This window comes from Methylocystis bryophila (assembly GCF_027925445.1).
Taxonomy (GTDB): domain Bacteria; phylum Pseudomonadota; class Alphaproteobacteria; order Rhizobiales; family Beijerinckiaceae; genus Methylocystis; species Methylocystis bryophila.
In genome coordinates, this window is record NZ_AP027149.1 from 3250218 (window position 1) to 3262706 (window position 12489).

Annotated in this window: 12 protein-coding genes and 1 pseudogene; 6 read left to right on the forward strand and 7 right to left on the reverse strand. The window is 63.0% G+C overall.

Annotated elements, in window-relative coordinates; translation table 11 throughout:
- Window positions 1–318 carry a TraR/DksA family transcriptional regulator gene (locus QMG80_RS15090; protein WP_158658523.1) on the reverse strand — a complete coding sequence of 106 codons (318 nt, stop codon included), beginning with the start codon at window positions 316–318 and terminating at the stop codon, window positions 1–3.
- Between the two features lie 248 nt (window positions 319–566).
- Complete coding sequence (locus QMG80_RS15095) at window positions 567–1793, reverse strand: patatin-like phospholipase family protein (protein WP_245300018.1); 1227 nt, start codon at window positions 1791–1793, stop codon at window positions 567–569.
- 387 nt (window positions 1794–2180) lie between these two features.
- Here QMG80_RS15095 and QMG80_RS15100 point away from each other — a divergent pair, with 387 nt between their 5' ends.
- Window positions 2181–3518 carry a DUF2254 domain-containing protein gene (locus tag QMG80_RS15100; RefSeq protein ID WP_085769926.1) on the forward strand — a complete coding sequence of 446 codons (1338 nt, stop codon included), beginning with the start codon at window positions 2181–2183 and terminating at the stop codon, window positions 3516–3518.
- Between the two features lie 54 nt (window positions 3519–3572).
- On the opposite strand, the gene QMG80_RS15105 is transcribed toward QMG80_RS15100, so the two are convergent.
- Complete coding sequence (locus QMG80_RS15105) at window positions 3573–3761, reverse strand: hypothetical protein (RefSeq protein ID WP_158658524.1); 189 nt, start codon at window positions 3759–3761, stop codon at window positions 3573–3575.
- A 1053-nt stretch (window positions 3762–4814) separates the two neighbouring features.
- Here QMG80_RS15105 and plsY point away from each other — a divergent pair.
- The 5 genes and pseudogenes from plsY to QMG80_RS15125 all read left to right on the forward strand — a co-directional run bounded on the left by plsY (window position 4815) and on the right by QMG80_RS15125 (window position 9596).
- A complete protein-coding gene (gene plsY / locus QMG80_RS15110) occupies window positions 4815–5417 on the forward strand; it encodes a glycerol-3-phosphate 1-O-acyltransferase PlsY (protein ID WP_085769930.1) in 603 nt (200 codons plus the stop codon).
- Window positions 5414–6694, forward strand: a complete 1281-nt coding sequence (gene dprA, locus QMG80_RS15115) for a DNA-processing protein DprA (RefSeq protein WP_085769931.1) — start codon at window positions 5414–5416, stop codon at window positions 6692–6694. The genes plsY and dprA overlap by 4 nt, the downstream gene beginning before the upstream one ends.
- Before the next feature lie 468 nt (window positions 6695–7162).
- Window positions 7163–7516, forward strand: a pseudogene (locus QMG80_RS21750) (PAS domain S-box protein); the annotation flags it as partial.
- On the forward strand, window positions 7517–9058 hold the full coding sequence (locus tag QMG80_RS15120; protein WP_245300019.1) for a hybrid sensor histidine kinase/response regulator: 1542 nt from the start codon (window positions 7517–7519) through the stop codon (window positions 9056–9058). It begins immediately after the preceding pseudogene.
- Window positions 9059–9218: 160 nt separating this feature from the next.
- The gene (locus QMG80_RS15125; RefSeq protein WP_085769933.1) at window positions 9219–9596 is read left to right on the forward strand and encodes a hypothetical protein; all 378 of its coding nucleotides are present in this window, start codon (window positions 9219–9221) and stop codon (window positions 9594–9596) included.
- Window positions 9597–9604: 8 nt separating this feature from the next.
- Here the strand turns inward: QMG80_RS15125 and QMG80_RS15130 are convergent, their stop codons facing one another.
- The 4 genes from QMG80_RS15130 to QMG80_RS15145 form a co-directional block, all read right to left on the reverse strand.
- Window positions 9605–10252: a CerR family C-terminal domain-containing protein gene (locus QMG80_RS15130; protein WP_085769934.1), complete on the reverse strand. Its 648-nt coding sequence runs from the start codon at window positions 10250–10252 to the stop codon at window positions 9605–9607.
- Complete coding sequence (locus QMG80_RS15135; protein ID WP_085769935.1) at window positions 10249–10896, reverse strand: hypothetical protein; 648 nt, start codon at window positions 10894–10896, stop codon at window positions 10249–10251. Before QMG80_RS15135 ends, QMG80_RS15130 begins: the two co-directional genes overlap by 4 nt.
- 185 nt (window positions 10897–11081) lie before the next feature.
- Window positions 11082–11375 carry a hypothetical protein gene (locus QMG80_RS15140; protein WP_085769936.1) on the reverse strand — a complete coding sequence of 98 codons (294 nt, stop codon included), beginning with the start codon at window positions 11373–11375 and terminating at the stop codon, window positions 11082–11084.
- 294 nt (window positions 11376–11669) lie between these two features.
- On the reverse strand, window positions 11670–12329 hold the full coding sequence (locus QMG80_RS15145) for an XRE family transcriptional regulator (protein WP_085769937.1): 660 nt from the start codon (window positions 12327–12329) through the stop codon (window positions 11670–11672).
- Window positions 12330–12489: the final 160 nt, after the last annotated feature.

Genomic DNA, 12489 nt, shown 5'->3' on the forward strand with positions numbered 1-12489 from the left:
TCACCCCGCACAGGAAATGCAACGGGTCGCGGTGGGCAGCGCCTTCAGGCGCTTGGGGTCGATGGGTTCGCCGCACTTGACGCAGACGCCGTAGCTACCTTGCGAGATGCGCCGCAAGGCCTCGCGAATCTGCCCGACTTCCTGCAGCTTGGACTTTTCGATGCCCTCGAGGGCGTCCTGACCTTCTAGCTGGGTCGCCTGGTCCTCCCAGTCGGCCGGCAACAGGCCGTGCAGCTCGTTGTCGATTTCCGCAATCTGCCCGGTCAGCTCGATGAGTCGGCGTTCGAGCGTTTTCGCAATGTCGTCTTGAGTCGCCATTTGAGGTCGCATCCAGTGCCTGAGGCCTTGGGCGCCCGCCGCGCAGCGCGCCAGGCCTCCCGCTGATGCGGCGCGTCGCGCCGTTGCAGAGATATCACAATAAGGCCCTTGGAGGCGCATGCAAGTCGGCTTTGCTCGGCGCCCCCTGGACGGCGGCGCGACTTCCGCGTTCGGATCACGCTGCCTCGCCTGAAGGCGGCCGCTTCAAAAGCCGAGGTCGCGCATGCCGCGATTTCTCGCTTCGCGCTCTACCCCTTCTTATCCTCAAATCCGGGCGGCGCATGGCGCCAGGAATATCCCTTGGAAGCCTTGGCAAAGGCGTAGTCATACAGCGCCCGCATATAGGCCGTGTCGAACTCATAGGGGTGCGGGGCACGGAAATCCTCGCCGATATAGGCGAGGTTGAACGCTGCCTTGGAGCGCTGCGTCTGGAGATAAATCCGATAGAGGTCGCCGACGCCGTTATAGTTGATCATCGTCGAGACGGCCTTTTCGGCGATGGACAGCGTCAGCTTTTCAACGTCCGTCCATTCGGTGACGAGCCGCCCATTGCGAATGACATAGGCTACGACGTTGCGACGGTAGCCTTCCTTCCTGAGGACCGTGATCGTATTCAAGGACGGCGGCACGAGGAACGCCTGGCTCACCGCGCCGCCGTCGACGTGCATTTCCTGATAGGGCTTCCCCGCCGCCTCGACGTCGAACATGACGGGAGGGAACGCAGCGGGAATGGAGGCTGAGGCGAGAAGAATGTGGCGAACGAGGTCGATCGCCTCGGGCCGCCCGCTGGCTGCGATCGCGCCGATGTTCCAAATCACGGGCCGTCCGGCGTCCAAGTCCGTCGTCTGGATCAGCAGCAGGCGACCTTTCTCATATTCCGCGGCGATTCTCGCGAGCAACGGCTCATCGACGTAATGCGAGATGAGCTCATAGAGCGGGTGCGTGCTGGAGAGCGCGTCCTGCGCGAGCGCCGCCACGGGCAAGAAGCGCTTCTCGAAGACCTTTTCTGGGTCGATCGTCGTGTAGACCTCCGTGAGGGGGCCGTCATATTCGGGTCCGAGGAAGGCGAAGGGCGCGATCAGCGCGCCCGTGCTGACCCCCGTCACGAGCTTGAACTTCGGCCGGTCGCCGTGCGCCGTCCATCCGACGAGGAGACCCGCGCCGAAAGCGCCATTGTCGCCGCCGCCGGACAAGGACAGCAGATAGGCGGTTGGCAGCTCTCCGCCTTTTCGGGCGCCGGCTTGTCGCGCTTCGCGAAGCAGCGCGCGCTGCTGCTCCGCAGCCATGGCCTTGGGCTCGTCCATAAAAAATCGAGCGTTCGGCAGACCGAGAACGAGCGCTTCCGCGCGCTCGGCCGGCGGCACTGCATTGCGCCCATCGAGGCTCGAGCAGGCGATCAAAAGCGACGCCACAGCCAGGACCAAACCCCAGCCAAGGGACCTGCGCAGCGGCCGCGCCAACGCTATCGAACCCAACCCCATAACGCGCCCTTCACTCTACTCTTGCAATCCACTGTCGGCGCCGCGAATTTTGTCGCGCCGAAGCCTCAGAGCGACCGTCGACACATTTACCGCATCAGGGGCTTGAGCGCGAGCGCGGTCGACGCATGAGGCTGCGGCGCGATCCGCGCTGCGCAGGCTCAAACTACAAATAATCCCGGCCTTTCTGTGTTCCGCCGAGCTGCCCGGATGGCGGGCCGAATTCGACCCGAATTTTCGTTATTGTGAACAGAAGTTGAATTAAAGTTTCCCGGCTTCGGGCGATCCGGCCCTCCGGACAGTCAGACGCCGGGGAAAGCCGGCGCGGCGCAGCGCCGAGAATACCTGCGGCTCACTTCAGCCAACAGCCAGTGTCCCAAAGCGATGATTCAAACTCTATCGCCGCCCCTACGCGCGACGCTCTACGCGCTTCGCGGCGGATTCCTCGTCCGCCCCCTGGCGATCGTGCTGACGCTTGGCCTGGCCGGCGCCATGGTCTCGGACGTCGAAGAACGCCTCCCCGCCATCCGCACGCTCGTTCCCGGGATACTGTTTCCCTCGCGGGCGGACCCTCAGGTCGCGCAGGCCATTTTGACGGTCATCGCCACCTCCACCATGACCGTCGTGTCGATCGTCTTCGCCATCCTCTTGATGACGCTGACCTTGGCGTCGACGCAATTTTCCCCGCGCATTCTTGTGAGCTTCGTGCGGGACCGCGTGACGCAATGGACGCTGGGCGTCTTCCTCGGAACCTTTTCCTACTGTATCGCCGCCCTTCCCGCCGCAAGGAGCCTACCTACGCCGTTCGCGCCGGTCCTGACGGTGCTCGGCGCAATGCTGCTTGCCCCGGTTTGCGTGGGCATGCTGGTGTTTTTCATCTTCCACATCTCCAACGCCATCAGCGTCAATAACATCGTCGACCGACTCCGCCGTGAGACGGAGCTTGTCATCGACGAATTGATGCCAGAACGACGCCGGCCAGGGCAGCCTCGTGAATCGATTGGCATGTTTTCGGGAGAGCTCCACGAGGCGATCGCCAGTCGGGAATCGGGCTATATTCGTTTTGTCGACATCCCTAGGTTACGCACGCTCGCCAAAGAATACCGCATTTGTTTGCGCCTGGAGCGCCGTGTCGGACATTTTATTCCCGAAGGCGTCGCACTGATCCGCTTCACTCGCGGCGACCGGATCACCGATGAGCGCGCCCTCCAGCTTCTTTCCGCAATCGAGATCGGACCGACCCGCACGATGCAGCAGGACGTTGAGTTCGGCGTCGTGCAGATCGTCGACATTGCATTGCGCGCGATCTCACCTGCCGTGAATGATCCGACCACAGCGATCAGCTGCGTCGATCAGCTGAGCTCCATCCTAATCCGCTGGATCGAGCGAGAGCCGCCCCGCGGCTATTATTACGACCCGCCGCACATCTTGCGCATTGCCGTGCCCTGGATCGATGTGAACGGCCTGCTCGATCTCGCCTTCGAACAAATCCGTCACTACGCCGTCGCGGACGCGGGCGTCAGCTTGCGGCTCATGCGCGCGCTGGGCGATATCGCCGGCACAGTCATCGACCCCGCAATAAGAAGAATTCTTATCGAACGCGGGCGCCAATTGCTTTCCGGCTGCACGGGCAAGCTGCATGCAGGCGATCTAGAGCGATTGAGCCGGCGCCTTTCGCTGCTCGAATCCGGCCATGCGGTCGCGAATGAGCCAGGGGATTGAGGAACGCCTGCTTCGCGCGGGAAGCGAGGAATTCAAGGCGCTGCGAGATTGTTGTTAGAAAGGGCGCTTACTCTCGGGGAGTCCCACGAGATTGCGTCTCCAAGCGCCTCGGGCGCCGCCGATCAATCGCCGGATAGCAAGCTCGTTTTGCGCGTCGCCGATGAAAAGGAAGACGATGAGCCGAAGGAGGCCGACCAGCGTCATCGAGATGACCAGCAATTTTATCACGGCCACGGCGAGCATTTGCATTTCTCCGTCTTTCCCAACCGCTCTGCGCAGTCGCGCCGCTTTTGCGCTCGATGCGCGTAAAGATTCAATTCGGAACTTCGCCGCGAGCGAAGGCGTGACCATTCTGGAATGCGCGCAGCTCGATCACGCGGAGCCGCGTTCGCGAGGCCGAGAGCATGTCACGGAAAAGTGCGAAGCGGTTTTCCGGTCAGGACATGCTCTAAAGTTTTTGAGTGGGAGCGAGTCCTTTTCGATCGCGCGATTCCGCGCGATCGGGACGCGCTCTAGGCGCGCTTTTGATCTGGCTTGCGTGCGGCAGGCTCCCCTGGCGTGTTCTCGCGTTTCGATCGAACTCTCTGGGCTCCGCTCTGGATCGGGGCTCGAAGTCCGAAAAATCTGCGTCGCGCGAGGGTCTTTCTTCATTCCAGGTGGAGTCTTTGAAAATCGACCACGCGAACACGCAATATCCGGCGCTGAACATAAGGCAAGCGAAAGCTGCGACGGACGCGTGGCGCCCAAACAACCACAGCGCCACGCCAAGGATCACGAGTCCCCAAAGAACCGATATGAGCGAAAGGATCACTCTCGCCAGCCTATGGCCGTGCGTCTCGGAAGGGCTTTTCATCCCGGAAAACTCCTCTTCATCGCGCTCGGCCGCGCGCGCCGCGCAGCGCTCGCCCACGCTCGAGCTCACGCACGCAGTCCCAGATCGATCCGCTCCAAGACAGGCATCGACAATTGAGCGTGCGTTACGGGAATTCGACGCCGGGTCGTTCATCGGTCTTCTGTCGCTTGAACGGGAAGCCGCTAAAGCATCTAGCCAAACCGCGTAAGGATTCCATTCGTAACTGCGCTGCGGCGACGCGCGCGGCAAAATGCGTTCCGATATGAACGACGCTTCGGTCTTCCTCCTTGCCCGCCTTGTAAGAAGGCGCTTGCAATGTCTCGGACGCTCCGACTTTTGGCGCATGCCGCGGTTGCGGCGGCCTCGTCGCTCATTTACATTCATTGGTGGCTCCGCCCCCGCTGGCGGGTCGGAAGCCCTTCCTGCGCGAGCCTGTTGCGACAATGCCGATCTTGCCAATTCCCGTCGCGCTCGCGGCGTCCCTGCTTCTGGGCTATCTCTGCGGCTCCATTCCTTTCGGCCTGCTGCTGACGCGCGCGGCCGGAACCTCCGACCTGCGGACGATCGGCTCGGGCAATATCGGCGCGACCAATGTGTTGCGCACCGGCCGCAAGGACCTGGCGGCGGCGACTCTTCTGCTCGACGCCGCGAAGGGCGCGGCGGCCGTTCTGATCGGCGCCGCCCTCGCCCCAGGGGGCGGAGTCATTGCGGCGGCCGGCGCTTTCCTGGGCCACATCTTTCCGGTGTGGCTCAAGTTCAAAGGCGGCAAGGGCGTCGCGACCTTTCTCGGAGCGCTCTTCGCGCTGCACTGGCCGACCGGCCTCATCTTCTGCGCGATCTGGCTGACGGTCGCGGGGATTTGGCGCTATTCCTCGCTTTCGGCGCTGATTGCCTCGCTCCTTTCGCCGCTCGTGCTGTTCGGCTTCGGCCATGGCCAGGATGCGCTCATCCTCGCGCTGATGACGGCGCTCCTGTGGTGGAAGCATCGCGAGAACATCTCGCGTCTTCTCGCCGGCGCCGAGACGCGCATCGGGCAGAAAACGTGAGCGGACATCGAAGCCAAACGAGCCGCTTAACCGAGGCGCAGCTCGTCGACTGGCTTCGCCTCATTCGCAGCGAGAATATAGGGCCTCGCACGTTTCGCGAGCTCGTCAGCCGCTACGGCGGCGCGAGCGCGGCCTTAGAAGCGCTCCCCGAGCTCCTCGCGAGAAAGCTCAGAGGCCGGGAGATCAAGATCGCCTCGCGCGACGACGCGCTTCGCGAGATCGAGGCTTCGCGGGCGCAAGGCGTGCGCTTCATCGCCATATCCGATCTCGATTATCCCGCAACTCTTCGCGAGATCGACAGCGCGCCGCCGCTTCTCGCGCTGCGCGGCGACGCCACCGCATTGAGCCGACCGCTCGTCGCGATCGTCGGCGCGCGCAACGCCTCGGCTTCGGGTCTCTCCTTCGCCGAGCAGCTGGCGCGCGATCTCACGCGTGAGGATTACGGGATCGTGTCGGGCCTCGCGCGCGGCATCGACACGGCCGCGCATCGCGCAAGCCTGAAAGGCGGGGCCGTCACCGTTCTGGCCGGCGGCCACGCCCGGCCCTACCCGACCGAAAACCTCGGTCTTCTCGACGAAATCGTCGGGGCCGGCGGCGCCGCGGTCTCGGAAATGCCGCTTCAATGGGAGCCGCGCGGGCGGGATTTTCCTCGTCGCAACAGAATTGTCTCCGGCCTCGCGCAAGGCGTCGTCGTCGTCGAGGCGGCGCGCCGCTCGGGCTCGTTGATCACGGCGCGCTTCGCGGCCGAGCAGGGTCGCGAGGTATTCGCTGTGCCGGGCTCGCCGCAGGATCCGCGCGCCGAGGGGACGAACGATCTCTTGCGAGAAGGCGCGACATTGTGCGCTGAGGTTGAGGATGTGACGCGCGTGCTTGCCGCGCGAGTCGCCCGGTCGCCAGCGCACGCCGATCTCTTCAGCGAGAGCGCGCCGAGCGACGAGGCGGAGCCGCTGATCGACGAGCTGGATCTCTTTCCCTTTTCTATCCGGGATGCTTCGCCTGAGCCCGAGCCTTCCGCGCCCGCGCCGCAACCGGCCCGGGTCGAGCCCACGTTCATCGCGCCGGCGCCGAAAGCGCCAAAGGCGGAGGCTATCGATATCGAGGACGCCAAGGCGCGCGTGCTGGCGCTGCTCTCACCGGCGCCAGTGTCCCTCGATCAGCTCATCCGCGCTGTGGGCCTGCCTGCGCGCGACGTGCAAGGAGCGCTCGTCGATCTCGACCTCGAAGGCCGCATCGAGCGTCATGGCGCTGCGCTCGTGTCGCTGATCGCTCGGAAATGAGGCGCCGATCCGTTTGACCGGGCGCTCGTCGAAACCGTCGCCTTGCCCACGATATGCGCAGCAACTATCCGGCAAAGGCGAAAGCAGGATGATTCGCCGCCCACTGAAGCCCGCCCGGTTCGAAAGTCCACGCGCCAGCATCAGATGCTCAAGCTCCACAGTTAGTGACTGGCTCGCAACCGCGGCGTGGTTGATCGCCTGCAGCAGATCGATGCGTTCCTTTCGCAGCTCGATCATTCCGCGGCCGATAGAGAAAGTCTATAAAACCATCCGTCAACAGACTCGAATGATCCGTTCAACCCGTCGTAATACATGGCGCATCACCTATCGGCGCCGCCGGATAAAAGTAAGGTCCGATGAGGCTTTATGCGTCCGAGCTATTGCTTAACTCGAGCGATCTCGCTATGCGTAATTATACTTAACCCTGCACGGTCCTGAATGGACGCGCGCGACTGAAGCGGGGCAACTGTGACTGCGCCGTATTTCGATATCTTCCTTGAAAACGCGCCTGTGGCGGCGGCAATGTTCGACCGCGAAATGCGCTATATCGCGGCAAGCCGTCGCTGGCTGAACAGCTATGGCCTTCCAGGCGACGTTATTGGCAAGAGCCATTCTGAAGTCACGCCAGAGAACCCCGCGCGATGGAAAAAAGTCCACGAGCGCGTCCTCCGTGGCGAGACTGTAAGCGCGAAAGAAGATCGTTTCGATCGCAGTGATGGTTCCGTCATATGGGTGCGATGGGAAGCGAGGCCGTGGCGTTCCTCCGGAGATGATATCGGCGGCGTAATTGTTTTTGCGGAAGATATAACGAAATACGTGCAAGTGCGCGCTGACTTGATTGTGACGCAGCAGCGCCTCGTCGCGATCATGGAAGCAGCGCCGATCGGCATCGCCTTCTCGACGGACATCGGTTGTCAGCAGGTGACAAGAAACGCGGCGCTGCTTTCACAACTCGCAACGGCGCCGCGAGACAACGGGTCCGCTCCGACTCCGAGGGCCGCAGCCAGGCAATTGCGCTTCTTTCAAAATGGGAAGGAATTGAGCGCCAAGGAGCTTCCTCTTCAACGCGCCGTTTCCGAAAGAGCTCACATCGCGCCGATGGAGCTGGATGTTTTGCTCCCCACTGGCGGACGCAGCGTGCTGGAAGCGTCCGGCGCGCCGATCTTGGGAGAGGATGGCGAAGTCATCGGCGGCGTCGAGATCACCGTCGATGTTACCGATCGAAAGCGCGCGGAGACGGCCCTGCAAGACGTCGACCGCAGGAGAGACGAATTCCTTGCCACTCTGGCCCATGAGCTGCGCAATCCGCTCGCGCCGATCTGCAATGGCCTCGCCGCGATGAAGCGAGGGACAAAGACCGAGGAGGACGCAGTGCGCGTGATCGCCATGATGGAGCGTCAGAGCGAGCATCTCTTGCGCTTCGTCGACGACCTGCTCGAGGTTTCTCGAATCAAGCGCGGCAAGATCAAGCTGGTGAAGGACCGCGTGGACCTGGCGGGCGTCATCGGCGACGCTTATGACATGAACCGCGACCTGATCGGCGCAGCGGAACTGGAGCTTCGAATCGTCCTGCCCGACGAACCATTGTTGCTCGACGCCGATGCGGTCCGCCTCACTCAAGTTTTCGCCAATCTGCTCAATAACGCAGCCAGACATACCGACCGGGGAGGACGCATCGAAATCGTGGCGACGCGCGTGGACGAACATGCGGTGGTGAATGTCACCGACACCGGCGTCGGCATCGCCAAGGAGATGTTGCCCCACCTCTTTAGTCTTTACTCGCAGGCCAGCGACCTGCAAGGGCGGCCGGAGTTTGGCCTGGGAATCGGCTTGGCGCTCGCGCGCGGTCTCGTCGAGCTGCATCGAGGAAGTCTCGAGGCGCACAGCGAAGGCGAAGGGCGAGGCGCTCGCTTCATCGTGCGCTTACCCTGCCTGGCGAGAGTCAAGCCAAGCATTGCGCCGTTAAATGCCGCAGCTATCGGGGCGCAGACGTCGCGCCGCGTGCTCATCGTGGACGACGAGCCGGACGTGGCCGACAGTCTCGCCCTCCTGCTCTCGACATTCGGCGCAGATGTTCGTGTGGCTCGCGGAGGCGCTGAAGCGCTCATAACATGCGCCGAGTTTGCGCCTGAGCTCGTGTTCCTCGACATCGGCATGCCCGGCATGGACGGCTTCGAAACCGCGCGGCGCATGCGCGAGTCGCCGACGGGAATCCACGCGATGCTCGTCGCCTTGACCGGATGGGACGGAGAGGAAACACGCCGACGCGCGGTCGAAGTGGGCTTCGACCGGCATTTGAGGAAGCCCGCAGGCTCGCAGGAGCTCGAGGCTTTGCTTCACTGCGCTGCTCAGCCGCAGCAATAGTCAGTTCGTCGACCGATCGTCGCCGGCCGAAAAGCGCAGGCCGGCGACCTGGTTTCGATCGCCGAACAGCTTTCTCACTGACGACAAGCCGCACGCCCTCCCCCTCGCGGCGCACGGCGTGTAGACTGCGCCCAACGATTCGCGCAAGGAGCGAGCCCCGATGCGTCAGAAGCTTCTCATCAGCGCCTTATTGGTCTCTCTTCCAGGACTTGCGACGAGCGGCGCGGCATTCGCCGGGAATTACGAATTTCTGGCCGCTCCCCAGACGGATCTCAACCGTGTCTTCCGCCTCGACAAGACGACGGGAGAGGTCGGCGCCTGTCAATATGGCTTGAAAGAAGGATCGCCGATCGGCGTGACGCTCTGCTATCCCCCCGGGGATGGCGCCAAGGCCGGATCACCCGGGGAATTTGCCCTGGTCTCCTCGCACCATACGCAGGAAGGCGGCGTCTTCCGGGTCGATCTCAGGACCGGTCAGATGTCGATCTGTTACGTTTACAACGAGAGTTCGGTCGCCTGCACGGCGCCCGCCAAATAAGGCGAAGCTCAGGCGCTCGCGCCCACGGCCCGTTTGGCGTCCAGCGCCGTCAAGCCCGCAACCGCCATGGCGCCGAGGTCGGCAGCGAGTTGATCAACGAAAAGCGCGTCGACCTCGAGGCGTAGCGGCTGCTTCGACAAGGATTCGCAGTGCCGGATGAAAGGCGCAGCCTGTTGCGAGAGCCAGATCGCGGCGATCAGAATTTCCGCACGCGAGGCGTCAGCGGAGCGGAAGCGCCGAACGATGCGCTCGGCCTGAGCGAGGATCGGCAGCTTTTCCTCTGCGAGAAAGGTCGAGTAGATGCTCGTCGGCGACAGCGCCTCCCTCGCAAAAATGCGTAGGTAACGGCTCAGCTCGGCGTATCGCAGGAGCGGCGCCACTTGGTGGCGGATGAACAAACGAACGGCCTCCTCGCGCGGCGCGCGATCGATGACCTCGTCGTCGAGAAGCGAGGCTTCGCTCAAGGCCGCCAGCGCGAGAGACAACACCTCTCGATAGAGAGCCTCCTTGCCGCCGAAATGGTAGTGGATCGCGGCGAGATTGGCGCCGGCGCGACTCGTGATGTCGCGCACGCTCGCGAGTTCATAGCCGTTCTCGGCGAAGACGTCCGTCGCGTGGTGCAGCAACGCTTGGCGCGTGACGTTCGCCTGCGTCACGAAGGCTCTCTCTTGACGAAGGAGGTGATCCTGCTCGTCACTGCGGAGAAGCCGTTGGTCACGCCTTTGGAAACGCCGCTCACGACCGAAGCGCCGGGATTCCAGACATAGTCCTTGAACCTGTCAACGATGTGCGACGTGTAGGACGGCGAATGACCGGCCTCAGCCTGCTCAGGCGACGTTTCGCGATTCGGCAGGGCCGGCGAGGTCGCATGGACAGCAGCCGAAGCGGTCGCATCGACTGGTGGAGACGCTGGCTTCGCGGGCGCGGCGGCGGTCGCGTCGACCGGCGGCGATACTGGCTTCGCAGCGACAGGCTTGGCGGCGCCCCCAGAAGCCGGCCGCCCAGCGCCGCTGCCCGGCTGGCGCGGCCAAACGGGATCAGAATCTGTGGAAGGCTGAGCCGCAGCCCGCGCCTCCACGATGGGCGAGCGGGGCGAGGATTTGCCGACATGCCCCGAGGCGACGCGCTGCATGAATTGCGCGAGGTCCTCAGGAGGTTGATCGTTCTCAGCGAGCGGAGGCGGCGCGGCGGCGGGCGGCGCGCTTATCCCTGCGAGGTCGGAGCCATGCGAATAGACAACTGTCACCAACGCCGTCGCGAGCGACGAAACGACGATTTCCCGCAAAAACTTTACCGCCATGGATCAGCCCCTTGCCAGGAGAGCAACCGCTTCTGAGCGCGCTTCCGCAGGCGTTCGGAATCGCTTCAGCTTACCTTCGGATCGGCGCGATGTCCTATCGCCCCAATGATGCCGCTCGAGCGAAGGCGCGCGTGCACCGAGGCAGTCAAACGGTCGTTTGAACTTCCACGGATGTTGGGGCGAATTTATGGCTGCCGGCTTGCGTGCGGCTTTTCTTCCGGATCGCGTCGTTCCGGAGCCTGTGCGGTCTTCAGGCGGATTATCAGCGCGCCATGCACGAGAGCCAGGTCGAAGGCCGAAAAACGCGTCGGCTGGGGCCTAAAATTGCAGTCGCAGAGGGCCCACCGGCTGAGCGCGCGTTCGAGCCGATCGACCCGTTCTCTTTCCCCGTCGAGCAGACGGATGCGCTGACCGACGTCGGAGACTCGGGCAAGATGCGCATCGAGGCGCCGAAGATAGCTTCGGACGACGTAGCTCATGGACCTCGCGCCGGCCGGAAGAGAAGAGAGGCGATTCGATCCATGGCGGCCCGTGAGTGAGGGCGCGAAGTCTACGATGTTTTTTTACTACGTCAAGAAAAAAGATGTTTTAAAACATCATTCGGCCGATAATGCAGTTTACAAACACCCCAGGCAGCTGATTCTACCGCGGTTGCGGCGGCGAGCAACCCTTACGAGCCGCGCAGCGAGAAAGCCCCAATCGCTCGCCACGCGCGCGACGACGACGACCTCTCTCCCGCAGAAGCTAGCGACGCTGCGGTCCAGGCGCCCGCTCTAAAGATCAAGCATCACTTTTCGCACGCGGCCGATCACTGTCGGCGGTCCTTCAAGAAAGATCGTCTCATAGGCGGGATTGGTGGAGTAAGGCTCCAAGCGGTCGGGCCGCGTCATCCAGCGCTTGAATGTCGCCTCGTCCTCGTTGGGCGTCGTGAACACATAGAAGGCCCTGGGATGAAGGATCTTATCCGCGCGATCGACGATGATGATCGATCTGTCCGGCGCGATCATGTTCATCGAATCGCCGACGACTTCGAGCGCGATATAATCCCCGCGCGGCAAACCCGGCGCCAAGACCCGCCGCATCTCGGAGAAATTCTCGACGGCGCCCGCCTCCGCAAAACCCGTCGCCGCGACCGACGAGACGAGTGGAACATGCCAAGACACCATCGGCACGTTAGCGACGTCGGCGGCGAAGTCCTTTTCCTCGATGAGCCGCGGCCCAAGCCCCGTCGTGACCCAATACATGCGCAGGCCCAGCGCGTCACAGACGCGCTGTAAATTATCGACGCGCGGCCAGCGATGCGGGTTGCGCCGCAGTTGGCTCAAGAAGGTGCGCTCGAGCCCGGCCCGCCCGGACGCCTCGTTCTCGGTGATGTTCAACTCGGCAAGCCGTTCGGCAAGCCGGCGGACGATTTGATCGCGAGAAATATCCATGGCGCGATTTTAAAATTTTTCTCGCCGCATCAACAGTGGTTATAAAACCATTGACACGATGTTTATAAACATCATAATGGCCTCGCTCGTCTCCTCTTGGGGGCTTGCCCGCGCGAGCCCCCTCCTCGCTCGCGCGGCGACTGCGGCCGGTCGCGACTCC

Bases quoted from the DNA above. Each gene is read 5' to 3' on its own strand.
- QMG80_RS15100 (WP_085769926.1), top strand. From the start codon at position 2,181: ATGATTCAAACTCTATCGCCGCCCCTACGCGCGACGCTCTACGCGCTT.
- QMG80_RS15125 (WP_085769933.1), top strand. From the start codon at position 9,219: ATGCGTCAGAAGCTTCTCATCAGCGCCTTATTGGTCTCTCTTCCAGGA.
- QMG80_RS15105 (WP_158658524.1), bottom strand. From the start codon at position 3,761: ATGCTCGCCGTGGCCGTGATAAAATTGCTGGTCATCTCGATGACGCTG.
- QMG80_RS15140 (WP_085769936.1), bottom strand. From the start codon at position 11,375: ATGAGCTACGTCGTCCGAAGCTATCTTCGGCGCCTCGATGCGCATCTT.
- plsY (WP_085769930.1), top strand. From the start codon at position 4,815: ATGCCGATCTTGCCAATTCCCGTCGCGCTCGCGGCGTCCCTGCTTCTG.
- QMG80_RS15135 (WP_085769935.1), bottom strand. From the start codon at position 10,896: ATGGCGGTAAAGTTTTTGCGGGAAATCGTCGTTTCGTCGCTCGCGACG.
- QMG80_RS15145 (WP_085769937.1), bottom strand. From the start codon at position 12,329: ATGGATATTTCTCGCGATCAAATCGTCCGCCGGCTTGCCGAACGGCTT.
- QMG80_RS15090 (WP_158658523.1), bottom strand. From the start codon at position 318: ATGGCGACTCAAGACGACATTGCGAAAACGCTCGAACGCCGACTCATC.